General features: G+C 65.2%; 28 protein-coding genes and 3 pseudogenes. 10 read left to right on the top strand and 21 right to left on the bottom strand.

Going from position 1 to position 25,572, the window contains the following annotated elements; translation table 11 throughout:
* Positions 1-188: 188 nt before the first annotated feature.
* Positions 189-481, bottom strand: a pseudogene (gene yciH, locus E2L06_RS15290) (stress response translation initiation inhibitor YciH).
* Positions 482-653: 172 nt separating this feature from the next.
* Positions 654-1,040, bottom strand: a complete 387-nt coding sequence (locus tag E2L06_RS22910; protein ID WP_138782459.1) for a DUF4129 domain-containing protein — start codon at positions 1,038-1,040, stop codon at positions 654-656.
* A 187-nt stretch (positions 1,041-1,227) separates the two neighbouring features.
* Between E2L06_RS22910 and E2L06_RS22905 the strand changes: the two genes are divergently transcribed.
* On the top strand, positions 1,228-1,431 hold the full coding sequence (locus tag E2L06_RS22905; RefSeq protein ID WP_138782458.1) for a hypothetical protein: 204 nt from the start codon (positions 1,228-1,230) through the stop codon (positions 1,429-1,431).
* Here the strand turns inward: E2L06_RS22905 and E2L06_RS22990 are convergent.
* The 5 genes and pseudogenes from E2L06_RS22990 to E2L06_RS15255 all read right to left on the bottom strand — a co-directional run.
* Positions 1,414-1,638 (bottom strand): annotated as a pseudogene (locus tag E2L06_RS22990) (transglutaminase domain-containing protein); the annotation flags it as partial. The gene E2L06_RS22905 and the pseudogene E2L06_RS22990 sit on opposite strands and share 18 nt — an antisense overlap.
* Before the next feature lie 1,276 nt (positions 1,639-2,914).
* Positions 2,915-3,916 (bottom strand): DUF58 domain-containing protein, encoded by a 1,002-nt coding sequence (locus E2L06_RS15270; RefSeq protein WP_138782457.1) that lies wholly within the window; start codon positions 3,914-3,916, stop codon positions 2,915-2,917.
* Positions 3,913-4,893, bottom strand: a complete 981-nt coding sequence (locus E2L06_RS15265) for a MoxR family ATPase (protein WP_138782456.1) — start codon at positions 4,891-4,893, stop codon at positions 3,913-3,915. Before E2L06_RS15265 ends, E2L06_RS15270 begins: the two co-directional genes overlap by 4 nt.
* 210 nt (positions 4,894-5,103) lie before the next feature.
* Positions 5,104-5,298, bottom strand: a complete 195-nt coding sequence (locus tag E2L06_RS15260; protein ID WP_008010533.1) for a cold-shock protein — start codon at positions 5,296-5,298, stop codon at positions 5,104-5,106.
* Between the two features lie 95 nt (positions 5,299-5,393).
* Positions 5,394-5,621: a hypothetical protein gene (locus E2L06_RS15255; RefSeq protein ID WP_138782455.1), complete on the bottom strand. Its 228-nt coding sequence runs from the start codon at positions 5,619-5,621 to the stop codon at positions 5,394-5,396.
* Positions 5,622-5,707: 86 nt separating this feature from the next.
* Here E2L06_RS15255 and E2L06_RS15250 point away from each other — a divergent pair, with 86 nt between their 5' ends.
* On the top strand, positions 5,708-5,902 hold the full coding sequence (locus E2L06_RS15250) for a hypothetical protein (protein ID WP_138782454.1): 195 nt from the start codon (positions 5,708-5,710) through the stop codon (positions 5,900-5,902).
* Positions 5,903-5,938: 36 nt separating this feature from the next.
* On the opposite strand, the gene E2L06_RS15245 is transcribed toward E2L06_RS15250, so the two are convergent.
* The 8 genes and pseudogenes from E2L06_RS15245 to E2L06_RS15210 form a co-directional block, all read right to left on the bottom strand.
* The gene (locus E2L06_RS15245; protein WP_138782453.1) at positions 5,939-6,976 is read right to left on the bottom strand and encodes a 5,10-methylenetetrahydromethanopterin reductase; all 1,038 of its coding nucleotides are present in this window, start codon (positions 6,974-6,976) and stop codon (positions 5,939-5,941) included.
* The gene (locus E2L06_RS15240; RefSeq protein ID WP_138782452.1) at positions 6,973-7,746 is read right to left on the bottom strand and encodes a coenzyme F420-0:L-glutamate ligase; all 774 of its coding nucleotides are present in this window, start codon (positions 7,744-7,746) and stop codon (positions 6,973-6,975) included. Before E2L06_RS15240 ends, E2L06_RS15245 begins: the two co-directional genes overlap by 4 nt.
* Before the next feature lie 109 nt (positions 7,747-7,855).
* A complete protein-coding gene (locus tag E2L06_RS15235) occupies positions 7,856-8,581 on the bottom strand; it encodes an aspartate/glutamate racemase family protein (protein WP_138782451.1) in 726 nt (241 codons plus the stop codon).
* On the bottom strand, positions 8,574-10,163 hold the full coding sequence (locus E2L06_RS15230; RefSeq protein ID WP_171052389.1) for a hydantoinase B/oxoprolinase family protein: 1,590 nt from the start codon (positions 10,161-10,163) through the stop codon (positions 8,574-8,576). Before E2L06_RS15230 ends, E2L06_RS15235 begins: the two co-directional genes overlap by 8 nt.
* Positions 10,160-12,190, bottom strand: coding sequence for a hydantoinase/oxoprolinase family protein (locus E2L06_RS15225; RefSeq protein WP_138782576.1), 2,031 nt, complete (start codon positions 12,188-12,190; stop codon positions 10,160-10,162). The genes E2L06_RS15230 and E2L06_RS15225 overlap by 4 nt, the downstream gene beginning before the upstream one ends.
* A 49-nt stretch (positions 12,191-12,239) precedes the next feature.
* A complete protein-coding gene (locus tag E2L06_RS15220) occupies positions 12,240-13,259 on the bottom strand; it encodes an NRAMP family divalent metal transporter (protein ID WP_249361447.1) in 1,020 nt (339 codons plus the stop codon).
* Positions 13,249-14,378 (bottom strand): IS630 family transposase gene (locus E2L06_RS15215; RefSeq protein WP_138778477.1). Its coding sequence is split into 2 segments (ribosomal slippage): positions 13,249-13,952 and positions 13,952-14,378, totalling 1,131 coding nucleotides; the frame shifts between segments, so codons are not numbered across the junction. The genes E2L06_RS15220 and E2L06_RS15215 overlap by 11 nt, the downstream gene beginning before the upstream one ends.
* Positions 14,379-14,437: 59 nt before the next feature.
* Positions 14,438-14,644 (bottom strand): annotated as a pseudogene (locus E2L06_RS15210) (divalent metal cation transporter); the annotation flags it as partial.
* A 262-nt stretch (positions 14,645-14,906) separates the two neighbouring features.
* Here E2L06_RS15210 and E2L06_RS15205 point away from each other — a divergent pair.
* Genes E2L06_RS15205 through E2L06_RS15190 form a run of 4 tightly spaced genes read left to right on the top strand, consistent with a single transcriptional unit; the run spans position 14,907 to position 17,300 of the window.
* Positions 14,907-15,569: an energy-coupling factor ABC transporter permease gene (locus tag E2L06_RS15205; RefSeq protein ID WP_138782450.1), complete on the top strand. Its 663-nt coding sequence runs from the start codon at positions 14,907-14,909 to the stop codon at positions 15,567-15,569.
* On the top strand, positions 15,566-15,844 hold the full coding sequence (locus E2L06_RS15200) for an energy-coupling factor ABC transporter substrate-binding protein (protein ID WP_138782449.1): 279 nt from the start codon (positions 15,566-15,568) through the stop codon (positions 15,842-15,844). The genes E2L06_RS15205 and E2L06_RS15200 overlap by 4 nt, the downstream gene beginning before the upstream one ends.
* 5 nt (positions 15,845-15,849) lie before the next feature.
* A complete protein-coding gene (gene cbiQ, locus E2L06_RS15195; RefSeq protein ID WP_138782575.1) occupies positions 15,850-16,578 on the top strand; it encodes a cobalt ECF transporter T component CbiQ in 729 nt (242 codons plus the stop codon).
* Positions 16,575-17,300, top strand: a complete 726-nt coding sequence (locus E2L06_RS15190) for an energy-coupling factor ABC transporter ATP-binding protein (RefSeq protein WP_138782448.1) — start codon at positions 16,575-16,577, stop codon at positions 17,298-17,300. The genes cbiQ and E2L06_RS15190 overlap by 4 nt, the downstream gene beginning before the upstream one ends.
* A gap of 10 nt (positions 17,301-17,310) precedes the next feature.
* Here E2L06_RS15190 and E2L06_RS15185 read toward each other — a convergent pair whose 3' ends face one another.
* Complete coding sequence (locus tag E2L06_RS15185) at positions 17,311-17,862, bottom strand: ribbon-helix-helix protein, CopG family (RefSeq protein WP_138782447.1); 552 nt, start codon at positions 17,860-17,862, stop codon at positions 17,311-17,313.
* 72 nt (positions 17,863-17,934) lie between these two features.
* Complete coding sequence (locus tag E2L06_RS15180; RefSeq protein WP_138782446.1) at positions 17,935-18,435, bottom strand: metallophosphoesterase family protein; 501 nt, start codon at positions 18,433-18,435, stop codon at positions 17,935-17,937.
* A gap of 60 nt (positions 18,436-18,495) precedes the next feature.
* On the opposite strand from E2L06_RS15180, the gene E2L06_RS15175 reads away from it, so the two are divergent.
* Positions 18,496-19,878, top strand: a complete 1,383-nt coding sequence (locus E2L06_RS15175) for an NUDIX domain-containing protein (RefSeq protein ID WP_138782445.1) — start codon at positions 18,496-18,498, stop codon at positions 19,876-19,878.
* 142 nt (positions 19,879-20,020) lie between these two features.
* On the opposite strand, the gene E2L06_RS15170 is transcribed toward E2L06_RS15175, so the two are convergent.
* A complete protein-coding gene (locus tag E2L06_RS15170; protein ID WP_138782444.1) occupies positions 20,021-20,209 on the bottom strand; it encodes a hypothetical protein in 189 nt (62 codons plus the stop codon).
* A 242-nt stretch (positions 20,210-20,451) separates the two neighbouring features.
* Between E2L06_RS15170 and ddh the strand changes: the two genes are divergently transcribed.
* Complete coding sequence (gene ddh, locus E2L06_RS15165) at positions 20,452-21,381, top strand: D-2-hydroxyacid dehydrogenase (protein ID WP_138782443.1); 930 nt, start codon at positions 20,452-20,454, stop codon at positions 21,379-21,381.
* A gap of 276 nt (positions 21,382-21,657) precedes the next feature.
* Here the strand turns inward: ddh and engB are convergent, their stop codons facing one another.
* Both engB and E2L06_RS15155 read right to left on the bottom strand, forming a co-directional pair.
* Positions 21,658-22,281, bottom strand: coding sequence for a GTP-binding protein EngB (engB, locus tag E2L06_RS15160; RefSeq protein ID WP_138782442.1), 624 nt, complete (start codon positions 22,279-22,281; stop codon positions 21,658-21,660).
* Positions 22,282-22,393: 112 nt separating this feature from the next.
* The gene (locus E2L06_RS15155; RefSeq protein WP_212750777.1) at positions 22,394-22,648 is read right to left on the bottom strand and encodes a hypothetical protein; all 255 of its coding nucleotides are present in this window, start codon (positions 22,646-22,648) and stop codon (positions 22,394-22,396) included.
* Positions 22,649-22,777: 129 nt separating this feature from the next.
* Here E2L06_RS15155 and E2L06_RS15150 point away from each other — a divergent pair, with 129 nt between their 5' ends.
* Entirely contained in the window at positions 22,778-24,070 is a 1,293-nt protein-coding gene (locus E2L06_RS15150; RefSeq protein ID WP_138782441.1) for a TIGR00341 family protein, read from the top strand.
* 63 nt (positions 24,071-24,133) lie between these two features.
* Here the strand turns inward: E2L06_RS15150 and E2L06_RS15145 are convergent, their stop codons facing one another.
* On the bottom strand, positions 24,134-25,117 hold the full coding sequence (locus E2L06_RS15145) for an NOG1 family protein (protein ID WP_138782440.1): 984 nt from the start codon (positions 25,115-25,117) through the stop codon (positions 24,134-24,136).
* An 82-nt stretch (positions 25,118-25,199) separates the two neighbouring features.
* Between E2L06_RS15145 and E2L06_RS15140 the strand changes: the two genes are divergently transcribed.
* Positions 25,200-25,571 carry a DUF5518 domain-containing protein gene (locus tag E2L06_RS15140; protein WP_138782439.1) on the top strand — a complete coding sequence of 124 codons (372 nt, stop codon included), beginning with the start codon at positions 25,200-25,202 and terminating at the stop codon, positions 25,569-25,571.
* Position 25,572: the final 1 nt, after the last annotated feature.

Raw genomic sequence — 25,572 nt, 5'->3', positions numbered from 1 at the left:
TCCGCGAGGATGGGGACGACGCGGAGTCGACAACGCGTGAGTCGCCGTTCTAATCGTCCACGTGCAGTTCTCTGGCAGGGTTTCGCCTCGAACGCCGCCGACGCGACTGTTCGAGAGCGACGTAAAAAACGATAGGAAAACTGCGACGCGGTCGTGGGCTCGGAAGTCGTCTCAGAGCATCGCGGGCATTAGGCGACGTTGAAGCCGCGGTCCCGAAGGAACTCCTCGATGCGGCCGGTGTGGTTCCCCTGCAGTTCGATCTGGTCGTCCTCGACGGTGCCGCCACAGGCGAACTTCGATTTGAGATCCGACGAGAGACTATCCAGATCGACGTCCTTCGGATCGAATCCTTCGACGATCGTTACCTCTTTCCCGTATCTGCGCTCGTCAATGCGGATGTTGAGTTGCTGTTGTCCCTTGGCTACGTCCTCGCGACGCAAAGTTCCTCGGGCAGCCCGCACGTCGAGCAGACTTCCGACATTACGTTCGTTGCTATGAAACGGGCATATTAAACACTATCGGGACCCGCATGCTCTCGCGTGGGTCTCTTTTGAGTCAGGTGGGGCTCTCACAGTCACTGGCTGCGACGGTCTCGATTCTCGTACTACTGTGCGACCGGCGTCACGTCGGTCTGTCCGTCAGTAGCAGCCGTCTCATCGAAGCCGACCGAGCACCGGAAGCTGGGCTCGAGCGAGGTCGTCGACGATCGCGATCGCCTCGTCGGCTTCCGTCCGACTGACGCCGGTCCCGTAGGTCGCTCGTTCGTAGTAGTCGACGACGCGTTCGGTTCGCGTGTCGATCGGCGTCGCGTCGCCTGCGTCGGCTGCTATCGACAGTGCGTGCAGGTACGCGCGAGCCGACTCCGACCGCCGCCGCGGACGATACTGCCGGGCGAGCAGCCGCTCGAGACGGGTGAAGGCGTGCTCGGCGTCTCGATCGGGGTCCCGTCGGCGACCGTGCCAGTAGATACCGAGGACACGACGGAGCCGCGTCGCCGCGTTGGTTCGGCGCGCGCCTGCGGCGAGACCGACGAGCGCCACGAGTCCGAGCGCCGCCGTTTCGCGCGTGATCGTGACGAGCGAGCCGTCGTTCGCCGAGTCGCTGCCGCCCGTGCCGGTGGCGGGGTCGGACGGGTCTCGTTCGTTTCGTTGCCCTGCGCCGCCGGTGTCGATTCGTTCGGGTCGTCGGGGCCGGGCGTTTCGTTGGATTCGGGTTCCGAGTGGTCGATTGACTCGTCACCAGTGGGTCGGACGGTTCGTCGTCGGTTTCGTCCGTGTCTACGTTCTCGATGCCGGCGTCGCGGGCTTGCTCGAGCCGGTCGGTGTGGACCGCATCGCGGCTGTCGCTTGGCGTCGGATCGAACTGGACCCACCCATGCTCGGGGAAGTAGACCCTCGACCCAGCGGGGCGTCGAGCCCGCGGACGACGTAGGTATCGTCGTCGACCTGCTCGCCGCTCGTGTAGCCGGTGACGTAGCGGGCCGGGGACCCCTTCTGCGCGGAGCATCTGGGTCATCGCCGTCGCGAAGTAGACGCAGTAGCCCGCCTCCATCTCCGTCGTGAATTCTTCGGCGACGTTGCCGTCGGGCTTGGAGACCGACAGCGAGTACTCCTTCGACGACTCGAGGTGGCGTTCGATCGCGACCGCGGTTTCGTACGGATTCTCGGCGTCGGCCGTGATCTCGGCGGTCCGCGCTTGGAACTCGCTCGAGGTGCTTTCGGGTAGCTGGAGGTACCGGTCGGTGACGCTGTCGGGATAGTCCGTTCCGGCAGTCCGAGCGCTGCCGGGTCGGAATCGACGACGCTACTCACGACGGTGTAGCGCTCGCCCGCCGACAGCGGCGCGTCCGGTCGCGGCTGGCCGTGTTGCGAGACAGTCGTCCGCCGCGTCACGTCGCCCTCGAGGGCGATCGGCTGTGGCGCGACGGGCATGACGCCCAGTTCCGTCTCGGGGGTGATGGTCTGTTCGATCGTCCCGAGTCGCTCGGCGGCGACGCGAGGTGGCCGTCGTACCGGCTGCTCCGACGGTGCGGACCCACCCGTCGCCAGTGAACCGATCGTAGACGCCGGTCGCCAGTACGACCGCTGGTCCGACTCGACGGTAAACCGGACCGCCGGCGAGAGATCGACCTCCCCGGCGATCCCCGACCGCTGGGGCGCGGTATCGAGCGTCGCCTCGAGCGTGCCGGGCTCGCCCTGGGAGAGGTGGGTCGGCGCTGCCGGCTGGCCGGGAACGACCGTGACCGAAAGCGAGAGGACGACGGCGAGCGCGAACAGCGCCGCGAGCAGGTCCGCCTGCCGGAGTGACCCACCGCGGTGCTCGAGTTCGCCGGCGGCGACGGCACCGATGGCAGCGAGGGTGCCGACCACGGTGACGAGCGTGCCCGCGTCGCCGGTCAGCACGAGAAACCCGAGCGCGGCCCCGCCGGGAACGACACCGAGTCCGTACCGGCCTCGCATGGCGAGATACCACGAGAGGAAGACGGGGGCAGGTGCAAACCCCAGCGTCCAGATGCCCGCTTGTACCATCTGAAGAATAGGCAGTCCGGTCGCGAGCGCGACGGTATCCGAGACGATCGTGTCGGCCGCCATAATGACGACGCTCGGATCGACACCGGCCGACGTGAGATAGTAGGCGAAGCCGACCCCAGCCGCCGCCAGCGCGAGAGCGGCTGCGGTCCACGGCCGAATCAGTCGTGCAAGTACCGTCGCCCCGACGAGCATCACCACGACGACCGCAAACAGTGCCCGACTGCCGCCAACGACCTGCGTGATCCCGTAGAGGACGCTCACGTACGACGCTGTCAGGACCAGCACACAGAGCAGTGCGATCGAGCGGGCAGCCCCAGCGTCGGCGACTCGGTCCGTCTCGAGCGAGATCGGTCGCTCGCCTGCTCGTCCGGACGCGTCCGTGCTCATGTCGTCACCACCGGGTGGTCGACAGCGCCACCTGCATCGAAAGGCAGTTCGCGGTCGTCGCCGACGATCGTCGTTCCGTCCGCGTCGGTTCGAACCAGCACGTCGGCGGCCCGTCGTGTCCGTTCGTCGAGTTCGCCGGCGTCGACGACGGCAAGCAGGCCGAGGAGCGTCCGATGGTGCTCCCCGCCCGTTTTCGGCGGCTCTTTCCCGTCTGGAACGACGAGTCCGACCAACAGCCCTCGCTCGAGCAGGACGGTCACGACGGTGGCAGCGGCCGCCGCTAACTCGTCGTCATGGCCAGCGACACACTCGGCGGCGACGGTGACAGTACCAGATCCCTCGTCATCGCCGTACTCCCTGACGAGCAAGCCGTCGTCGGGGTGTTTGGCTGCGCTCTTCCAGTGAACATCGCGCAGCGGGTCCCCGCGGTTGTACTCTCGGAGGTGGTCGAACGTCTCGTGCTCGCGGCGCTCAGTGACGCCGGCCAGCGCCTGCAGGTCGTCGACGGCCCCCCGACCGAGCTCGTGGACCCGCGGATAGGTGAGGACTGACGTTCGGTCGGCGTACTCGAAGCGACGCTCGACGAGGCCGACGACGTCGCTGACGGCGATCTCGAGCGGGCCGACTCGGTGGCGGCCTCGGTGCGCGAGTTCGACGTCGTACGTGATCGTCTGCTCGCCCTCGAGCGTGATCGCGGCGACGGGTCGCGTGGCCGCCGAGAGCCCCTCACCGACGGCGTCGCTGACGGTTGCGGCGAGCGGGCCATCGGTTTCGATCGTGACCGCGACCGTCCGGTGCTCGCCGACGAATCCCTCGGCGATGGGCTGGCGGGTGACGCGTGGCCGCTCTGCACGACTGACCGTGACGAGGCCGGCAAGCAAGACGACGACCAGCGGGACGACAACCGCGTTCAGCGCCCGGGGGCCGAACTGCCAGCTCAGTGCGACGGCTCCACCAGCGGTTGCGACGACGGTCCAGCCACGGCGTGTCAGTCTCATTCGATGGGGACGCGCTCGAGCGCGTCGGCGACGATCGCGTCCCCGTCACGATCACGGTCGGCCGTTTTGATCCGATGGCTCATGACGACGGGGGCCTCGGTCTGGACGTCGTCGGGGAACACGTACGCCCGGCCGGTTGCGGCGGCACGCGCTTGTGCTGCGCGCAACAGCGAGATCGTTCCGCGGGGGCTGACGCCGATGTGGGCGTGCTCGCGGGTGTACGCGGCGAGTCGCGTCACGTACTCTCGAACCGGCTGTGCGACCTGCACTCTCGAGACGGTTTCGCGGGCGGCAACGAGCGTCTCACGGTCGGTCACCGGCTCAAGCGACTCGATGGGGTGGTCGCCGACGGTCCGGCCGAGCAGGTCGGCCTCCTCGTCGGGCTCGGGATACCCCAGTCGGAGTTTCTTCATGAAGCGATCGACCTCGGCGAAGGGCAGGTCGTAGGTCCGGTTCGGCTCGACGGCGTTCTGGGTCGCGATCACGGTAAACGGCGTCGGTAGCGTCCGCGTCTGGCCGTCAGTGGTGACCTGTTGTTCTTCCATCGCCTCGAGCAACGCTGCCTGGGTCTTCGGCGGCGCGCGGTTGATCTCGTCGCCGAGCACGATGTTGCCGAAGACGGGACCGGGCTGGAACTCGAACTCGCGGGTTTGCTGGTTGAAGACGTTCACGCCGGTGACATCGGTCGGGAGGAGATCGGGCGTAAACTGGATGCGGCTGAACGAACAGTCGACCGAGCGAGCGATCGACCGCGCGAGCATGGTCTTGCCGACGCCGGGGACGTCGTCGAGTAAGACGTGACCACGGCCCAGCAGGGCGGTGACGACGTGTTCGATGACGTCCTCGTGGCCGACGATGACGCGAGAGACGTTCGCTTCGATGTCAGCACAGAGCCGTTCGACTGTTCCGGTCTGAACGGCGTCGCCGTCAGCCGCTGGCTCGGTACTTGCATTTCCTGTCGAATTCGTATCAGTCATACTCTGGAGGGGCTTGGCGGGGACTCGGCCATTACGACGCTATCCATCGCTTCGGCCCATATGTTTTGTGATGCATGAATGACACCTATAGGAGAATACGCGGCCGCCGATAGCAGTCGCTCGAACCGTCAGTGTTTCACGAACGTGCTCACGCAAGCGCTGCCGCTACGTACGTTGCGGTCGGAAAACGATACCTCCTATCGGACCTGCCTAGAGCCGCTCGACGTTGGTCGCGCGTGGCCCCTTCTCGGCCTCCTCGATGTCGAACTCCAGCTCCTGACCCTCTTCTAAGTCAGGACCGCCGATGTCCTCCATGTGGAAGAACACGTCCTCGTCCGCGTCGTCAGTCTCGATGAATCCGTAGCCGCCAGTGTCGTTGAAGAATGCGACCGTACCTTTCGCCATTGCAGGTGAACAAAGCCCCGACGAAGACATAAAACTTCGGGAGCACACTCGCAAGGTCGCCTCGAGATGGACGCTATTGCCGGTCTCAGCCGACCTTACCACGCTTTGCAGTTGGGACAGACGAGGTTGCCGTCGTCGCGCCAGACGCGGTCGGTCGCCTGCTCACACTGGGCGCAGGTGTACTCGCCCCAGGCGTACGTCGACTGGGTGGCCGTCTCCGTCGCGGGGTCCGTCTCCGATGCGGGGGCACCGGCGTCGGTACTCGAGTCCGCTGCTGCGTCGTCGATGGACGTAAACTCGGAGAGCGTCGCGTCGTCGGTCACGCGTCGGGGTAGGTCCGCCGCCGGTATAATCGCTCCGTCGGCGCGGGACCGGCACGGCCAAGTACCATCGATAACAACCCCCGAATATGGACACCATCACACCGATGAACATTATCGTGGAAAACATCAGTGATATGATTAGCCTCTTTAGCGACGTGGCGATGGGCGATGGCCTCGCGCCCCTGCTCGTCCTCGTCGGCGGGCTCATCGTCGCGTTCTCGATGGCCGTCTTCGGCCTGCTGACGCTCGGTGCCGTTGGCAACCTCTTCACCGCGAGCTAAGGCTGATCCCGTGGTTTCGTTTTTGCAATTGTTCCGTCACTGAGTCGCACGAGCGAGCGCCTCGCTCGCCCGTTCGATTGCATCCTCGAGCTCCGGCCCAAGCGGCGAGCCCACGACGATGCCGTCGACGTGCTCGAGCGCCGCTGCGAACCGGTCGGCGACCGTTTCCGTCGTCCCCGCGATACAGAAGGCGTCGATCATTGCCGGGGTGACGTGACCGAATGCCTCGGTAAGCTCTCCTTGCTCGAGTGCCTTGCTCACGGCAGTGGCGGCCTCGCGGTCGATGTCGTGGCGCTCGAGGACCGGTTCTGCGGCCCCACCGACGATGAAGGCGACGGGCGGGCGGGCCACCTCGCGTGCCTCGTCCTCGCTGCCGGCGACGCTGACGCTCGCGAACGCGAGCGCCTCGAAGTCGCCGTAGTCGTCCGGCCGCTCTGCCAGCCCTTTTTGGAGTTGGCCCGCGGCCCACTCGAGGTCTTTCGGATGCGAGGCGTTGACCAGCGCGCCGTCAGCGTGTTTCGCGCTCATCCGGAGCATGTGCGGCCCCTGTGCGCCGACGTAGGTCGGGATCTGCCCGGATGGGGGCTCGAGATTCAGCGAGGCGTCGGTCGCGCTGAAGGTTCCGTCGTGGGTGACCGTCTCGCCGGCCCAGAGGTCGCGCGCGAGATCGAACGTCTCGAGGACGCGCCGGAGCGGCCTGTCGCGGTCGATCCCCAGGTTCGACAGCGAAGAGCGGTCCCCGGCACCGACGCCGAAGACCGCGCGACCGTCGCTGACCTCGTCGATCGTCGCCACCTGCGCTGCGAGTTTCACGGGGTGGGTCTCGTAGGGATTGACCACGCCCGGCCCCAGCCGGAGCTCGTCGGTGGCGTCGGCCATCCGCGAGCACACCACGAACGGGTCGCGGTTGAAGTAGTGGCTGCTCGCAAAGGCGATGTCGAACCCCTCTTTTTCGGCCAGCGTCGCGAGGTCGGCGATCCGATCCGGCGGGTGTTCGGGCGTGAGTTCGATGGCCCACGTCGGGTCGTCGTTTGCGGTCGGTACGTCGTCGCTCGAGTCAGTGGTGTCTGTCATGTGTCGTCAAAGCTCCATTCTCGCAGCGCCTGCCGAACGAAATCCTCCTCGACGGCGCGAAACAGTTCGTCGCTCCCGTCGTGGTCGCCAAACGCCCAGTCGCGGACGACCACGGCGGGCGTCCCGCCGGCTCCCTCTCCGGTCACGAGGTTCGCGGCGGCCGCGAGTTCGTCGACCACGGACTGGACCGTGACGCCGAGTTCGTGGCCGTCCCGGTCGCGTTCGCCGCGCCAGTCCCGGCTCGCCGGCATGCCGGCCCAGCCGATCGCGACGCCCTGTTGACCGTGGCGAAACGATCGCCCGCAGGTGTCCGTGACGATCACCGCGACGTCCTCGATGCCCCGCTGTGCGAGCCCCGCACGGATCCGCTCGGCGCTCTCGCTCGGTCGCTTCGGTAGCAACAACAGGTCGTGGTCGGGCACGTTCGAGCGATCGATCCCCGCGTTCGGCGCGATGTGCCCGAAGCGGGTTTCGGCCAGCAGGAACGGACAGTCGATCAGCAGTTCCGTGCTCTCCTCTAAGACTGCCTGTGCGAACCGCGGATCCTTCTCCTCGCCGGCCACGGTTTCGATGCGGTCGGCGATCTCCCGGGCGCGGCCGCTGACGGGGTAGTCGGCGAGATCGGCCGTCCGGCCCTCGGCTTTCGAGACGATCGTACTCGCGACGGTGAGTACGTCGCCGGGCTCGAGGGCGGCCCGCTCCGCGACGAGCGCGGCGATGTCGTCGCCGGGGCGGATCTCGGGCAGGTCCGCCACGCCGTTGAGCTTCATACCGAAGCGTAGGGCAGCGCCGTCAAAAGCGCACCGTCACCGGAGAATGGAGTCGCCGATTGTTGCCTCGAGTCCGAACGCCAAGTCGCTCGATGACCCTAGACCGTGATCACTGGCCGTCGCGCTCGAACAGCGTTCCCGGGCCGTCGACTGCGATATCCGCCGCTCCACAGAGATCCCACAGCGTCGCGCCGTTGCTGGTGACGACCGGGACTCCGAGCGTCGCCTCGAGGTCCTCGACTGCGGCGAGCGAGCGGTAGTTCGTACAGGAGACGAAGACAGCGTCGAGGGCGGCGGGATCGACGTGCTCACGCACCTGCTGAGACGCGTCGTCGGGCGTCAGCGCGCCGATGGCCGTGTTCGCTTCGAGTCCCCGGCCGTCGATCGATGCGACCTCGAACCCCGCTGCTTCGAGGAAGTCCTGCTCTTTTTCGTCGAGGTCGCTGGTATAGGGTGTCACGACCGCGATGCGCTCGGCGTCGAGCGCCTCGAGCCCGCGGACGACCGAGCGGGCCGTTGCCACTGCTGGGACGCCGGCCGCCTCGGTCAGTCGCTCCTCGAGCTCGGCGTCGAATCCCGGCCCGTGGAGTAAGCTACCGGTGGTACAGGCGTAGGCGACCGCGTCCAAGTCGGCGTGGCCGAGCAGTTCGGCGGCGCGGGCCGCGTCGTCGCTCATCGCGTCGAGTTCGTCGACAGTGACCGACTCGAGGGCCATGCGCGCGCCATGGACGGTGACCGACGCCGGGAGATGCGCCCGAAACTCGGGTTCGGCCGTCGTGTTCGACGAGGGAACGACCAGCCCAACTCGTTCGGAGCGCTCGCTCGGCTCAGACATTGTCGCCACCGTCATCGACCGGTTTGCCGTGGCCGCCGCCGCCGGGCGTTTTGACGGTGACCGTCGTCCCGGCGTCGACGTCGACTGTCGTTTTCGCGGGTGCCGGCTCACCGTCGATCAGGTTTTCGCCGGTCGCGCCGTCCTCACCGCCGGCGACGCCTTTCGGCGCGTGGCGACGGCGCTCGGTCAGCAGCGACACCGTCGACGCTTTCTCGACGGTGACCGAGCGCTCGAGGCCCAGTCCGCCGCGATGGCGGCCGCGGCCGCCGCTGCCCTCACGGAGCGCGTAGCGCTCGACACGCAGCGGATACTCGGTCTCGAGGGATTCGATCGGCGTGTTGAGCGTGTTGGTCATGCCGACCTGGACGCCGTCCATGCCGTCGCGCTCGGCGCGGGCACCGAAGCCGCCAGCGATCGTCTCGTAGTAGGTAAACGAACCGTCCCGGGCCCCGATGGTGAGGTTGTTCATCGTCCCCTGGCCCTGTGCGGGGACGCGATCGGGTGCCGCCTGCGCGAGCGCGGTGAAGACGACGTCGGTGACACGCTGGCTGGTCTCGACGTTGCCGCCGACCACGGCGGCCGGGGGCTCCGGATTCAGGAGCGTCCCTTCGGGCGCATTGACGCTTACAGGTTCGTAACAGCCGTGATTCGGCGGGATCTCGGGATCGGTGATCGAGCGCACGACGAAGTAGACGGCGCTCGTCGCGACCGCCAGCGGGGCGTTGAGGTTGCCCTCGAGCTGGTCGGCGGTCCCCGAGAAATCGACGTCGATCGCCTCGCCGTCGACCGTCACCGTGACGCTGATCTCGATGTCCTCGTCGGTCACGCCGTCGCCCTCGAGGACGTCGGTGGCCTCGTAGGTGCCGTCGGGCAGCGCTGCGATTTCGTCGGTGATCCGTTCGCGCGAGTAGTCGATCACGGCGTCAAACCCGGTGAGGACGGTCTCGCGGCCGTGTTCTTCGAATAGCGCGGCGAGGCGTTCCTCGGCGCGTTCGTTGGCTGCCTGCTGTGCCCGGAGGTCGGCCCGGCGCTCGCGGGCGTTGCGGACGTTCGCGAGCACGAGCGCGCGGACGTCCTCACGAGTCTCGCCGGCCTCGACGAGGCGGGTCGGCGGCAGGCGAAGCCCTTCCTGATAGATCTCCTGTGCGCCCGCGGGCATGCTGCCGGGGGTCATCCCGCCGACGTCGGCGTGATGAGCGCGGGAGACCGCGTAGCCGACGATGTCCTCGTCGGGGGCGATCGGCGAGACCATCGTCACGTCCGGCAGGTGCGTCCCGCCGGTGAAGGGGTCGTTGAGCACGAACACGTCGCCCGGCTGTGGGTCGTGTTCGCGGACGGCCTCGACGGCGGCCGGCATCGCGCCGAGGTGGACCGGAATGTGCTCGGCCTGGGCGATCATCTGCCCCTCGGCGTCGAACAGCGCCGTCGAACAGTCGCGGCGCTCCTTGATGTTCGGCGAGTAGGCCCCGCGGATCAGGGTCTGGCCCATCTCCTCGGCGACGCTCTCGAGCTGGTTGCGCAGGACCTCGAGGGTCACTGGATCGATGCTGTCTGTCATCTCGGCTGTCGAATCCCCTGTCATCGTCCTTCCTCCTCCGTTCGCGTCATGACGAGCGTCCCATCGGCGAGGATTTCGCCGGTCCAGGCCGGCGGGACGACCGTCGTACTCTCTGCCTGTTCGAGCACTGCCGGTCCCGCGACCGACGAGCCTGTCTCGAGTCGATCCCAATCGTAGACCGTCGTCTCCCGCGCGCCGGCCTCGGGGAAATGTGCCTCCCGGGTGCCGACGACGGCGTCGCCAGTTCCCTCGTGGCTGATCCCCGGCTCCGAGCCCGGGACTGTCGCCGTCGCGCGGAGGTTGACGACCTCGATCGATTCGTCCATCGCGTAGCCGTAGGTCCGCTCGTGGGCGTCGTGGAAGCGCGTTTCGACCGCCGCTGCGTCAAACGCTTCGTCGACAGGGACAGTTAGTTCGAAGCTCTGACCCGCATACCGGCAGTCGGCTGCTCGTTCGACCTGTGCCGGGTCCCGGTCGGATGCATCCGCGAGCACGTCGCCCACAAGGTCGTCGTAGACGTTCTCGAGCGTCGTCCGGTCTGCGCCGTCGAGGTCAACGCCCACCGTTCGCACGGCGTCGTAGCTCTCGTCGGCTGCGAGCAGGCCAAACGCCGAGAGGACCCCACCCGGTCGCGGAACGACGACGCGATCGACCGACAGCGAGTCGGCCAGTGCCGCGGCGTGCATCGGGCCCGCACCGCCGAAGGCGACGAGTGCGAACTCACGAGGGTCGTGGCCGCGCTCGACGGTCACCGAGCGGATCGTCCGCGTCATCGTCGCATTCGCCACACGGTAGACGCCCTGTGCCGCCTCGAGCGGCCCCTCGAGGCCGGCTTCGTCGGCCAGTCGACCGAGCGCGTCGCGGGCCGCCTCGATATCGAGGGTCATCTCGCCGCCGAGTGCAGTCTCGGGACCGATGTAACCCAGCACGACGTTGGCGTCCGTGACAGTCGGCTTGGTCCCACCGCGGCCGTAGCAGGCAGGGCCGGGCTGGGAGCCCGAGGACTCCGGACCGACCCGGAGCGCGCCGCCGGCGTCGACCCAGGCGATCGAGCCGCCACCTGCGCCGACGGTGTTGACGTCGACCATCGGCGTTCGGATCGGCAACCCGTCGATTTCCGCGTCGGTCGTCCGTTCGGCCTGTCCGTCCCGGACGAGGCTCACGTCGCTCGAGGTGCCGCCCATGTCGAAGGTCACGAGTCCCTCGACATCGTCGTCGTCGACGGTCGCTGCGGCGCCCACGACGCCGGCGGCAGGTCCCGACAGCGTCGTCGTCACGGCGTGTTCGCGCACGGTTTCGGGATCGGCGATGCCACCGTTGGCCTGCATGATCCGTGGTGCCGGAATTCCCGCCTCGCTGGCTTCGTCGACCAGTTGGCCGACGTAGGTATCGATCGCCGGCCGGACGTAGGCGTCGACGGCCGTCGTCGACGTTCGCTCGAACTCGCGGAACTCCGCGAGCACTTCGTGGGACGCAGAGACGGGCACGTCTAGTTCTTCGCGGAGCGTCTCGGCGACGATCCGCTCGTTTTCGGGATCCGCGTAGGCGTGCAGCAGGGAGACCGCGACCGCCTCGACATCGCTGTCGCGTAGCGTCGCCGCCAGCTCGCGGACCTCCGCGGCGTCGACTGGTTGTTCGACGCCGTCTTTGGTCGTCCGTTCGTCGACCTCGAACCGCCGCTCTCGAGGCACCAGTGGATCGGGTTTTTCGGCCTCGAGATCGTATAGATCGGGCCGGTCCTGCCGTCCGATCTCGAGGACGTCCCGGAACCCTTCAGTGGTCACCAGCGCTGTCCGCGCGCCGCCGCGTTCGAGCAAAGCGTTGACCGAGACGGTCATCGCGTGGGCGAAGCCGTCGATATCGCCGGGTGCGATGTCGGCGTCGTCACACGCCTTTTCGATGCCCTCGAGCACGCCGACGTGCTGGGGCTCGGTCGAGGGCACCTTCGCGGTGACGAGCCGGTCGTCGACCGACAGCGCCACGTCGGTAAACGTGCCGCCGACGTCGACGCCGATCCGTGTCTCGTCGTCGCTCGAGTCGTTGTGCGTCATTGCGTCCGAATTCGTGTCCTGGTTTGTTGATTCCGTCATTTGAATTTCATTAGACGAGCAGCACGTCGTAGAGCGTTCGCAGGCCGATGCCGACGACGACGAGCGTCACGAGCCCACCGAGAACGTTCTGGAGGGTGGTGTTCGTGTACTCGCCGAGCAGGTCGCTGTTGTTCATCGCGTAGATGAGGAAGACGGCCAGAATCGGGAGCAGGAGTCCGTTGGCCACCTGTGCGAAGACGATCACCTGGATGGGATTGTAGTCGAGCGCCGAAAAGACGATGCCGACGCTGAGGATGGTCATCCAGATCGCCCGGAACCGCGTCGAGGTCAGGTCACGGTCCCAGCCGAGCGCGCCGGCGGTGGCGTAGGCACCGGCAAGCGGCGCACTCATCGCGCTGGTAAAGCCGGCCGCGAACAGGCCGATCGAGAAGAACGTCAGCGCGTAGCCGCCGAAGACGGGCTCGAGCTGGTCGCCCATCTCGCCGACGTTTTCGATCTCGGTCCCCGCGGGGAACACCGCGGCGGCCGTGACGACGATCGCCGTCGTGATGAGGCCGCCAACGATGACCATCCCGATCGTGTCCGTGCGACACTCTGCGAGATCGCTCGCGCCGTCCCACCGTTCCTGGACGGTACTCGCGTGCAGGAACAGGTTGTAGCCGACGACGGTGGTTCCGATGAGGCCGGCGATGAGGTATGCAGACCCGTCGGGAATCGTCGGGACGAGTCCGCCAGCCAGCGCGCCGATGTCCGGCCGGACCATGAGGGCGTTGAGCAGGAACGCCGCGCCCATGACCCCGACGAGGCCGATGAAGACCCGTTCGATTAGTTTGTAGTTCCCCGTCCACAGCAGTCCGGCGGCGATCAGGCCCATAATCGGACCCCAGATGTTCTCGCTGACGCCGGTGATCGTCGCCAGGCCGGCAGCACCGCCGACGATGTTCCCTGTCTGGAACGCGGCCGTTCCGATTCCGATCGCGCTCACCACGAGTGCGACGGAGATCGTCCGCGGAAGCGGGTTCTCGAACTCGTTTCGGAACGCTTCACCTAGTGCTCTGTCAGGCGTCAATTGAAGGATATAGGCGTTTCAATTTGATGCGAGCATCGTCGGTCGTAAATCGCCAGTCAATATCCGTTTCACCGCTGTTTCGTTCCTTTTTCCATGCGGCGACCTCCTGACGGAGTGTCGCCGCATCGGGAATACGTCGGTCGAGACACTGCTGTTGCAGCGTATTGAACTCGATTTCCGCCATGTTGAGCCAACTGCCATGGACTGGCGTGAAGTGGAATTCGAGCTTGTCGAGTAACCGACGTGCTTCAGCCGGTTCGAAATATTCGTAGAAGGCAGCTGGGTTGTGCGTGTTGAGATTGTCCAGCACCACCCGGATGCAGTCCGCATCCGGGTAGTGCTGATCCACGAGATGCTGGATGAAATGCACCCAGTCTTCGGTGGTTCGTCGGTCTTTGACCCTTACCGCTCGCCAGCCGGCGAGCGGTTCGGAGGCCAGAAACAGGTTCTTGGTGCCGTTGCGCTCGTAGTGGTAATCCTCACGGGCAACCGTGCCCGGCTCTGCCGGGCGCGGTTGCTTGACGTGCTTGATCAACTGTGTCGGGTGCTCGTCGAAACAGACGAGAGGTCGGTCTGGATCGTATGGTTCGCGGTAGAGCGAGAGGATGTCCTCCATGTGATAGACGAACTCGGAGTCTTGACCCGGCGGAATCACCCACTGTTTGGATCGGTGAGGCTGGAGTTCGTTTTTTTGAGGACTTGACGAATGGTCTCGTGGGAGATCGACTCGTGGTCGATCTCCTCGAGGACAACGAGTTCGTCGGCAAGAAGCCGGAGCGACCACTGGGAGTAGCCTTCGGGCGGTTCGCTGGTCGCGAGGGCGATAAGGTGAGCTTCGTCCTCACCGTCGAGTTTGCGTTCGTAGGTGCGGTCAGGATCCTTGCGTTCGATGGCTTCGAGCCGGTCACGTTCGTGGAACTTCTTCCGTGTTCGCCACGGAGTACTCGGGCTACAGCCGAGTGACTCGGCGATCGCCGAGTCACTCTTACCGTCGTCGGCTTGGAGGAGGATACGTGCGCGAGTAATCTTCTGCGCCCGGTGGACGCCGTGCGATGTAATGCTGTTCAGTGTATCTCGCTCTTCTTCGGTCAACTCGATTGGATACGTCGACTGGGTCATTGCCACCAACCTACTATCCACGACAATATGAGCCTTTCAACTCACGGCTGACAGTACACTAGCCCTTCTTTGGAGATCAGCCCGAGCCGTGCGCTCATCTCCTGGAGGACGATCGTCGCCAGAATCGAAAACGCAATCGTCCACACGAGCACGTACGCGTACTCCGCGCCGATCACGCTCGCAGTCGTTACCGTTCCCGGGCCAACGAACGCCGCCGCGACGAGCGCCCCCGGGCCGATCGCTTTCAGTCGGTCGATAATCCCCATGATGCGTATTCACATACACCACTCTCCGTATCGGTCAAAAGGGTTGTTAAGAGTCGAACATACGGGTATGTGTGGTGCTGAGAAGTTGTATCAATTGTATGATCGCGTATGAAACCGTATGATGTCGACACCTGTCCTGGAGATAGTGGACATCTCAATTTGCGCGATTCGAACGGCCATCGCAGGGAAATCCTGCTTGTATTAGATCAAACAAAATTGTTTTAATGGGGAAGTGAGATACCTCCGAGTACAACGATCACAGATGCACATCATGGAAGGGTTCCTGCCCGGCTTCTGGGCACTCGTGTGGTACGCGATCGCGGTTCCCGTCGTCGCCTACGGGACGCTGAAGACGGCACGTCTGGTGAAAGATCGGGACGTCAACAAAGCGCACATCGCCGTCGCTGCGGCGTTCATTTTCGTCCTGTCGGCGCTGAAACTCCCCTCTGTCACCGGGAGTACATCACACCCGACGGGCACCGGTATTTCGGTCGTCCTCTTCGGGCCGGCCGTCACTGCCTTCCTCTCGACGATCGTCCTGCTGTATCAGACGTTGTTGCTCGGCCACGGCGGTCTCACGACCCTCGGTGCAAACGTCACATCGATGGGGATCATCGGCCCGCTCTTTGGTTGGGTCGTCTACCGCTCGGTCAAGCCCCACACGGACCTCCAGAAAGCGACGTTCGCTGCAGCCCTCGTCGCCGACTGGACGACGTACGTCGTCACGTCCACTCAGCTCGCCCTCGCGTTCCCGGCGGAACCCGGACTCAGTGGCGTGATCGATTCCACGATCACGTTTTTGGGCGTCTTCGCCGTGACCCAGCTCCCGATCGGGGTCGTCGAGGGCGCGCTCGCGGCTGGCTTGATCGGATACATCTCCATGTCGAGTGAGTCGGTCCGAAACCGGCTCGGGGTGGCTGCATGAACCGATGGCTCGTCGCGGGCGGCCTCCTCATGATCGGTCTCATCCTCTTTTCGTTCACCACTGCGGGTGCGTGGGGCGGGGCCGACGGCGCTGCAGGCGAGAAAGTCGATTCTATCGACCCGGACTACGAGCCGTGGTTCGAGAGTCTCTGGACACCCCCAAGCGGTGAGATCGAGAGTTTACTGTTCAGTCTTCAGGCAGCGATCGGCGGCCTCCTGATCGGCTACTATCTCGGACGAACGTCGCCGTGGAAATCCACGTCCGAGACGCCGTAGTGAGCATGCACCACACGAGCCTCGAACAGATTCAGATAACCTCGAACTCGCGAATCGAAGGACGCTTGAACGCGTACTTCGTCTTTGCCGCACTGGTGTTGCTCCTCGTCGCTCCCAGTCGGCTCGCGTACATCTGTGCACTCGCCTGCTTCGTGACACTCGGTATCGATGCGACAGGCCACGACTATCTGCAGGTGGTCCGTCTCCCGGTGTATTTTCTGCTCCCGAGTCTGATCCTCATCGCGCTGTTTACCAGCGGGCCGACCGTCGTCTCGATGGGCCCGCTTTCGATCTCTTCGACCGGAATCGACCGATCGATAACGACGGGGTTACGCTCGTTCGGATCGATGACGATTTTGAGCTATCTGGTCGTGACGACGACGGTCCCGCAACTGTTTGTCGCGTTGCGATCGCTGCGGTGTCCACAGTTCGTCATCGAGATCTCGCTGCTCACCTACCGCGTCATCCAGATCCTGCTCGACGAACTCCGTCGCCTCGAGCTCGCGGCGAGCGGGCGTCTCGGCTTCCGGACGCGCCGAACGACGTTTCGAACATCTAAGTTGCTGGCGTTTTCAGTGTTCTTGAAGTCGATGTCACGGGCCGAAACCCTCAACGATGCGATGCTGGCGCGGAACTACAACGGCGAGATGCCGATGGCACGGACCACCAGTCGGGGCCACGGTTACGTCGCTGCCGTGCTCACACTGATCGCCACCGCCGGGTGGGCCGTATGATCGAAACCCACGACTTGCGCTTTCGACACGGCGACGACCCCGTCCTCGAGGGCGTGAACTTCGAGGCACACACGGGTGAGGTGACGGTCATTTTCGGTCGCAACGGTGCCGGGAAGTCGACGCTGCTGCGCCACTTCAATGGCCTGTTCGAACCCGATTCGGGGACCGTGTTCGTCGGGGGCGACCCCGTCGAATACGACGACGCTTCGCTTGCTGACCTGCGCATGCGCGTCGGACTCGTCTTTCAAAATCCCGACGACCAGATCGTCGCGCCGACGGTCGAACAGGACGTCGAGTTCGGCCCGCAGAACGCCGGGATCGACGAGCCCGACAAAATCGAGCGCGTCCTCTCGGAGTTCGACCTCGATGGGCAGACCGACCGTCTGTGTAACACGTTGAGCGGTGGCGAGAAAAAACGCGTCTCGCTGGCGGGTGTCCTCGCGATGGAACCGGAGTACGTGCTGCTCGACGAACCGACCGCCGGGCTGGACGGTGATGGGTGCCGGACGATCGTCCGATTCGTCGAGTCGCTTACTGACGCCGGTATCACGCCGATCATCGCGACCCACGACGTCGGCTTCGGGCTCACCGTCGCCGATACGGTGACGGTGCTGGAAGACGGCGTCATCGACTACCGCGGCGACACGCTCTCGCAGACGCTCGCCGAACGATACGGCCTGCGAAACTACGTCTTCGAAACGTGGACGTCGCCCGCCGAGTGACCCGCCACCGTTAGTCTCCGTTCCCTTCTCCCTCGGTGACGATCACTTTCGAGACGCCTTGCTCGAGTCTGATCTCCGTCGGTAACTCGACGGTGCTGCGTTCGATGAATCGCGTCATGAACCAGCGAACCGCCTCCGAGGGAAAGACGAGGTGATAGACGCCCTCGCCTTCTTGCCGGGCGTCGAGAAAGCCACAGAACGACAGCCACTCGAGGAGGTCGCCGACCTCCTCGAACCGGGTCGCGTACTCGTGGGCATGGTAGTCGGAGACGCGGTCGGCGGCCTCGACGAACGCTGGATCGGGATCGCCACCGTTGTAGCAGTACTCGAGGAACGCGTGCAGGAAGTCGATGTCCAGCAGGACGTGTTCACCGGAGGAGAGCATTCGATAGTACTGTTCCAAGTTGTCGCTTGGCCCCCCGTCGGCCGCCTCGAAGTTCGCCGCGTAGAACGTCAGAGCACGCCGCACTACTTCGCTTTGTCCGTTCCCCGTCTCCGCCACGAGCGTCTCGAGGGCCGCCGCCGAGTCGTCATCAAGCGATACCGTCACTCGCTGTGTCATAGTCACACAGGGGTACCCGAGACGGATATCGTTCACGCACTCGGTATCTCGGGTGCCGGGTGCCGCCGGGGCTCACTCGGTCCGTACTTCGACCGTCAGATCCCCGTCCACGACGGTCGCAACGTACATCGTCGCGCGGTCGGCTGGTGCCGCGCCGGTCGCGCTGCCGGGGTTGAGCACCCGCAGGCCGTCGACGGTCGTGTCGACGACCTCGTGGGTATGGCCTGCGACGGCGACCGGGTCGGCAGTGGTCGCTTCGATGCGTGCGGTCTCGACGACTCGTTGCCGCCAGCTCGCCGGCGAGCCGGCCCCGTGGGTCACTGCGAACGTCACCCCGCCGATCTCGAGCGTGTCGGTGTGGGGGACCTCGAGCGTTGGCGGATCGGTGTTCCCGCGAACGGCGGTCAGGTTGCCGTTCGCGAGGGCTGTGATCCGGTCGTAGGCCCGTTGGGAGTCGAAATCGCCCGCATGGATCACGTGGTCGGCCCGCTCGAGTTCGTCGCCGACCCAGTCGGGGACGGCGCGCTCGCGGGAGGGGACGTGCGTGTCGGAGACGATCGCAACTCGTGGCATAGTAGACCTCCGACGGCCAGCCCCGAAAGCGATTCCCCCCGCGCGCTCGTCTCCCCGCGTATGACCGAACACAGAGGGAGCGACGCCGATGACGATTCGACCGCGAGCCACGTCGTCACCGCGTTTCTCCGACACCGCGGCGAGATCCTGTTGCTCCGTCGGAGCGATACGGTCGGCACCTACACCGGCCAGTGGGGTGGCGTCTCCGGATTCGCGGAGGGCCAACCCGACGACCAGGTCTCCGTCGAGATCCGCGAGGAAACGGGTCTCGAGCCCGATGCTGTCTCGCTCGTCCGCTCCGGACGGCCAGTCGAATTCGAGGACCCCGACCTCGAGCGCGCGTGGATCGTCCACCCCTATCTGTTCGACTGCGAGACCCGCGAGATCGAACTCAGCGAGGAACACGACACCGCTGAGTGGGTCCCTCCGACGACGATCCTCGAGGGAGTCGGCGACGAACGCGAGACGGTGCCGAAGCTGTGGGCCGCCTACGAGCGCGTCGCCCCCACCGTCCGATCGATCGCGGCCGACGACGACCACGGCGCTGCATACCTGTCGGTGCGTACACTCGAGGTGCTGCGCGATCGAGCGGGGTTGCTCGTCGCCGAGCGACGTGAGTTTGGCGCTGATCCCGACGGCGAGTGGGACGAACTCGCTGAACTCGCTGGTCGATTGCTCGAGGCACGGCCGTCGATGGCCGTGCTCCGCAATCGAGTGAACCGGGTGATGGCCGACGCGGATGGTGGAGACGGGAGCGCACCGGCCGTCCACGACGCGGCGCTGTCGGGGATCGACCGCGCGCTCGCGGCCGATACGGACGCTGCGGCAACCGCCGCCGAGCGCATCGATGGCAGCGTCGCGACGCTCTCGCGGTCGGGGACGGTTCTCGAGGCGCTCGGGCAGGGCGACCCCGCGCGGGTGTTCGTCGCGGAATCGCGACCGGCCTGTGAAGGGATCGCCGTCGCGGAGGAGGTGGCCGAGACGACCGACAGCACCGTCACGGTCCACACCGACGCGGCGATCGCACACGCGCTCGCACGCGAGGACATCGAACGAGTGGTCGTCGGCGCGGATACCGTCTTGCCCGACGGTGCCGTGGTGAACAAGACCGGCACGCGCGTGATGGCGATTGCTGCTGCCCGTGAGGGGGTTCCGGTCACGGTCGTCGCGGCCACGGATAAGGTCTCGACCCGCGAGGACGTCAACCTCGAGTCCGGCGATCGAACCGCGGTTTACGATGGTGACGCAGCCGTCGACGTGCTGAATCCGACTTTCGACGTGACACCCGCCGACTGCGTGACCGAGGTCAGTACTGAACGTGGGGCGCTCGAGCCCGGGGACATCGAGAACGTGGCTGAGGAACTGCGCGACCTCGAGGCCTGGCGTGACGGCGGGGAGCCGACGGATCCAGAAGCGACAGATCGAAACCCCCAGAGGGAGTAGCGGCGCATGGCGGCCGTGACGAAGTGTTACCCCCACCGAGCCCCTTGTGACGAGGGATTTTCCCCGAGCCGCCATTCTTCGTGAACCGTCTTGGTCACCGTCGGCAGTCTGTCGTGTGTGACGTTCGCGCGAGACGGCCTCTCTATCCCCAGACCGTGGCGTTCCCGACACAGTAGAACAACGCGACCCAGCCGACGAAGAGTCCCGCGACCACCACTCCGAAATCCGCCAGACACGTTCCAACGATGACGCAGTAGCCGACCCCAATCGTCAGTAACAGCAACGAGACGCCGAACAGAACGTGACACCGTCGCGCTACGTTCGGATCCATGTCCCCCCGTATCACGATCGGCTGTAAATAGTTATGTCAGTGATGTGTGATAGTAACTGCAGGAAGCAGTCCGTCCGAGAACCGACCTGTATCGCATGGACTCTCGGTCGGAGTGACAGACAACGATGGGCAGCGATCACTGTCACTGACTGTCTGATCCAACACTGCTTGCACGACCACTCTCAATGGGCTGTGTTGCTTGGACACGAAGTTTCAACCCCAATTCGGGCGTAGCGACGCCCATGGCATTTGAACTCGAGCGACTCGGCGTCCACGAATCAGTCGAGGCGGTGTTCCCGCCGGCGGAACTCGCGGACTTCCTCGCCGACCTGCCGATCGAGGCTGCGGTCGTCGACGACGATGGCATCGACGACTGCGACGCGGTCGTCACCCTCGTCTACCGCGAGGCGTTCCTCGAGTTGGACTGGATTCACTCGATTCAGGCAGGGTTCGATCGATTTCCGCGTGCCGTCCTCGAGGACAACGACGTGATCCTCACGAATAGTTCTGGCATCCACGACCGGACCGTCGGCGAGACGGTCGCGGGTTACGTGCTCATGTTCTCCCGGCGACTCCACGACTACGTCGCGAACCAGCAACAGCGCCGCTGGGAGCGCCCCGAGTGGGACGAGGCCGTTACGCTCCCGGGGTCGACGGCCTGTGTCGTCGGAACCGGAACCCTCGGGAGCGGCGTCGCGGAGACGCTGGGCGCGCTCGGGGTTCGCGTGACAGGGGTTCGGCGCTCTGGCGACCCCGTTCCCGGCTTCGACGAGGTGTATGCGAACGATCGATTGCTCGAGGTGATCGGCGACGCCGAGTTCGTGATTGTCACCGTCCCGTTGACCGACGAGACCCACCATCTGTTCGATGCGGACGCGTTCGATGCCATGCGCGATGATGCCTACTTCGTGAACGTCGCCCGCGGATCGATCGTCGACGAACCGGCTTTGATCGACGCACTCGAGGCCGACGAGCTTGCTGGGGCGGCGCTGGACGTCTTCGAGGAGGAACCCTTGCCCGACTCATCGCCGCTGTGGGGGATGGACGAGGTCATCGTTTCGCCCCACGCTGCGGCCTACACGCGGGACTACTACCGTGACGTGGGCGAGATCGTCCGCGAGAACGTCGCGCGCCTCGAGACGGGAGCGGAGTTTACCAATCGCGTGGTCTGACACCAGTTGGGAACCTATAATAGGGAGAACCGCACAAGCTGCGCGACGGTTCTGGGCTCACTGACCGGGCACACGGCTCGAGTATTACGAGAGCCGTGTAACCCGGGGAAGGGCAGGCCTTTCACAGCAATCAACCGCGAGCGACCGCAGGGAGTGAGCGGGCCGACGACCGACTCGTAGGGGAGGGAGGAGTGCTTTTGATCAACCGTCTACCGAGGGACGTCACGCCGTGCGGCGAAGCCGCCAGCGTGACAGACTGCAGCGTAAAAGGGTGGTTTAGAAGAATTTGAACAGATCGTCGCGGTTCTGCTCGTGGAGATGCTCTCGAACGGCCTCATGCAGCGGCTCGAGCTGGCCCTTCTTCGCGCTGATCGGCGCGATGATCTCCTGCCACTGTTTCCACGGCGGATACAGGCCGAGCCGGTCACAGAGTTCGTTCAGCCGCTCGTCTTCGTCGTCGACTTTGTCCATCTTGTTGACGGCGACGACGGTCGGGATGTCCAGTTCCCGCAGGAAGTGAAACATCTCGACGTCGTAGGGAATCTCGTCGGGGCCGGAGTGGCGGTCGATGATGTCGACGACGCTCTTGCCGTCGACGACGAGGACCGCGACGAGGATGTTGTCGGCGTACGCCTCGAGATAGTGGACGATTTCGGTCTTGATCTCCTCGCGGAGGTCCTCGTCGACGCCGCTCATGAAGCCGAAGCCGGGGAGGTCGGTGATGACGAAGTCTTCGGGTGCCCAGTCGTAGTGGTTGGGCTCGCGGGTGACGCCGGGTTTGCCTCCGGTGTCGAAGCTGTGGCCGGTCAACTCGCGCATGAGTGTGGATTTGCCCACGTTCGAGCGGCCGACGAGGGCGACTTCGGCCTCTCGATTGGGGCGGGTATCGAACTCGATCATACGGGCCCGTAGGCCGGTGCGACCTTTATAGGCGTTGTAACTGGAGTCAGCCGCTCGCGGGGGCTCGCTCGAGGCCGTCGCGGTATCCATCGCTCGCTGAATGCGTCACATCTCACAGGCTCGTCGCGACAGCCAGTCCGATCCCGGTCGATATCGCGACGAGCGCGTTCCACGGGACGGTTCGGTCGCCGACCGAGACCGAGTCGACGATCCCGCCGACGACGAACAGGACCGCCGAGAGGACAACGCCGACAAAGAGCGCGATGGCCAGGAGGCCGGTGCGTACGCTCGGGCCGAAAGCGGCGAGATACGCACTGACCGACCCGAGTATGACGACGCCCAACAACGGGGCGATCCGTCGTTTCATGCCGTCACTTATCGGATTTGACACAAGTGAATTTCGCGAGCGCCGAACGGTCTCTCGAGCGATGATCAGACTGACAATACGTGACAGAATGCCCCGAAGTTATACCCCAGGGGTCCGTCACCCCTCGACGTGCGGCTCGTACAGTTGACGGTCCCGACGGGCAAGCGCCAAGCGATCCTCGAGACGCTCGACGAGCGGAAGATCGATTACGTCGTGACCGACGAGAAGAGCAGTCGGGAGTATACGGCAGTCGTCTACTTTCCGCTGCCGGACGCGGCCGTCGAACCAGTCTTAGACGAGATCCAGGAGACGGGCATCGACGAGGACGCCTACACGGTCGTCGTCGACGCAGAGACGGTCGTTTCCCGGCGGTTCCAGGCGCTGCGCGAGGAGTACGAGGACGGCAACGTCGGCTCTGACCGGATCTCGCGTCAGGAACTGCAGGCGGAAGCCGACGACCTGACGCCGAGTTTGCCCGTCTACGTGGTGATGACGGTCATCAGCGCCATCGTCGCGACCGCGGGGCTGTTGCTAGACTCGCCGGCCGTCGTTGTCGGCTCGATGGTGATCGCGCCGCTGATCGGCCCGGCGCTGGGGGCCAGTGTCGGGACCGTCGTCGACGACGAGGAGCTGTTCACCGAGAGTGTCACCTACCAGATTATCGGCGTCGTGCTCGCCATCGGAGCAGCCGCGATCTTCGCGCTGACCGCCCGCACGACGAACATCATTCCGCCGGGGCTCGTCCTGTCAAATGTCGGGGAGATATCCGAGCGGCTCGCGCCGGACCTGCTGTCGCTCGTGATCGCACTCGGCGCGGGCGTCGCGGGCGTCGTCAGCATTGCAACGGGCACGTCCGTCGCGCTCGTCGGCGTCATGATCGCAGCGGCGTTGATCCCGCCTGCCGGCGTCGCGGGGATCTCGCTCGCGTGGGGCCAGCCGGCGGCCGCGATCGGCGCGACGGTGCTCGTCCTCGTCAACCTGCTCTCCGTGAATCTCGCCGGCCTACTGACGCTGTGGTACGCCGGTTACCGGCCGGAGAATCTGTTCTCGCTCGGTGAAACGGAACAGCGCGTGCGAAAGCGGATCATCGGGCTCGCGCTCGTCGTCCTCCTCTTTGCGGTGTTTCTCGGCGGAATCTCGTATGCCTCCTACGAGATTGCAACCTTCGAACAGGACGTCAACGACGAAGTTCAGCAGGTGCTCTCACAGGAGCGATACGAGGCCTACGAACTGCTCGAGGTCGACGTCGTCTTGGATACCGATTATCCGTTCCGCAACCCACAGCGGGTGATCGTGACGATCGGCGGCCCACCGGATGCATCGGTACCCGAACTGGCCGACACCCTCGATGAGCGGATCAACGCCCACGCCGACGGGTCGGTCAGGGTTCAGGTCAGATACGTCGAAATCCTCGAGCGGTAACACTGCTGCCGTCTTCGTGAGACGGGCACAGGAGAAGCTGGGTCGAACGCTTGAGCGTCCCGCTTAGCTCTCGAACGGCAACTCGGGCTCGTACCCGATCGCCTCGACGGCGGCCTCGAGCACGGTCTCGACGTTCGAGTCGGTCGTAACGCTCATGGTGTAATCGGCGGCGACCACCGGATCGAGTTCGTCCGTCTCGAACCGATCTGCCTTGTTCGCGATCGTCAACACCGGCACCTCATCGAACTGGGCGGTGATCGAGTCCCGAAGCTCGAGCTGTGAGTCGATCGGGTAGCCGCATTCACCGGTGGGATCGACCATGACGAGCATGCAGTCGGCGAGGTGCTCGATAGCGCTGACCGCTTGCGATTCGATCGCGTTGCGATCCTGTGGCGGGCGGTCGAGCAGGCCGGGCGTGTCGACGATCTGGTAGCGGATGTGATCGCGCTCGAAGTGGCCGAGCCCGATTCCCTTCGTCGTGAAGGGGTAGGAGGCGGTCTCGCCGCGGGCGCTGGTGACGTCGTTGACGAACGACGACTTGCCGACGTTGGGGTAGCCAGCGACGACGATCGTCGGCTCGTCGGGGTTGATCTCGGGCAGATCGCGCAGGTCGTTGCGCGATTCGTTGATATAGAGCAGGTCGTCGTCGATCTGTTCGACGATGTCCGCAAGCCGGGCGAAGGCTTGCTTGCGGTGTTTGCGCGCGGTGTCGACGTCGGTCTTGCGCAGTCGCGGCTGGTACTCCTCGTGAATCTCGCGGGCTTTGCGGCTGGCCCACATCACTTCTGAGAGGCTCTGGCGAAGCTTATCAACGTCGACGATCGCGTCCGCCAATTCGTAGTAAAACGGGTGGGCGTCGTACTCGAAGTCCGGCCACGCCGTCACCACGTTCTCTAAGTTGTCGGAGATGATGTTCGCCGCCGTCTGGAGCATCGACTGCTGGGCCTCGAGGCCGCCTTTGGCCTTGCCGGCCCGCGCTGCCCGCGAAAACGCCTTGTCGATCAACTCTTCCGACGTGGGCGTCGTCGGAAGGTCTTCGAAAATCATGCTCCGTGGTAGACGCCGCGACCATAAAAGGGCGTCCGTTGGCCGCCGTCAGCTTATGCCTGCTGGTGTGCTAGCGTTCACTATGACTGACTGGCGTGCCGTCTTCATCGGGTTCGTTACCATGACTGTCGTTGGAATATTCGGGCTCGTCGTGCCGGGCATCGGCCAGCTCGCTGCGGGGCTGTTCGGCGGCTTCGTCGCCGGCTATATCGCTGGCGGTGGGCTCGGCAGCGGCTTCTGGCACGGGCTGCTCGCGGGCGCGCTCGGCGGCATCATCGGTGGGTTGCTCGTCGGTGTCGCCGTCGGCCTCGCGGGTCTCGCGCTTGGCCCCGTCGGGGGCGCAATCTCCGGCGCTGCCGGGCTCGGTATCTTCATGCTCGCCGTCACGATCTCGCTGATCATGGCACTCGAGAGCGCGGTCGCCGGTGCCGTCGGTGCCGCGCTCAGTGCCTGAT

The sequence above is a fragment of the Haloterrigena sp. H1 genome (assembly GCF_005938085.1).
Lineage (GTDB): Archaea > Halobacteriota > Halobacteria > Halobacteriales > Natrialbaceae > Natrinema.
Note: the sequence above shows the minus strand (reverse complement) of the source record. Positions and strands in the feature narration are given on the sequence as shown.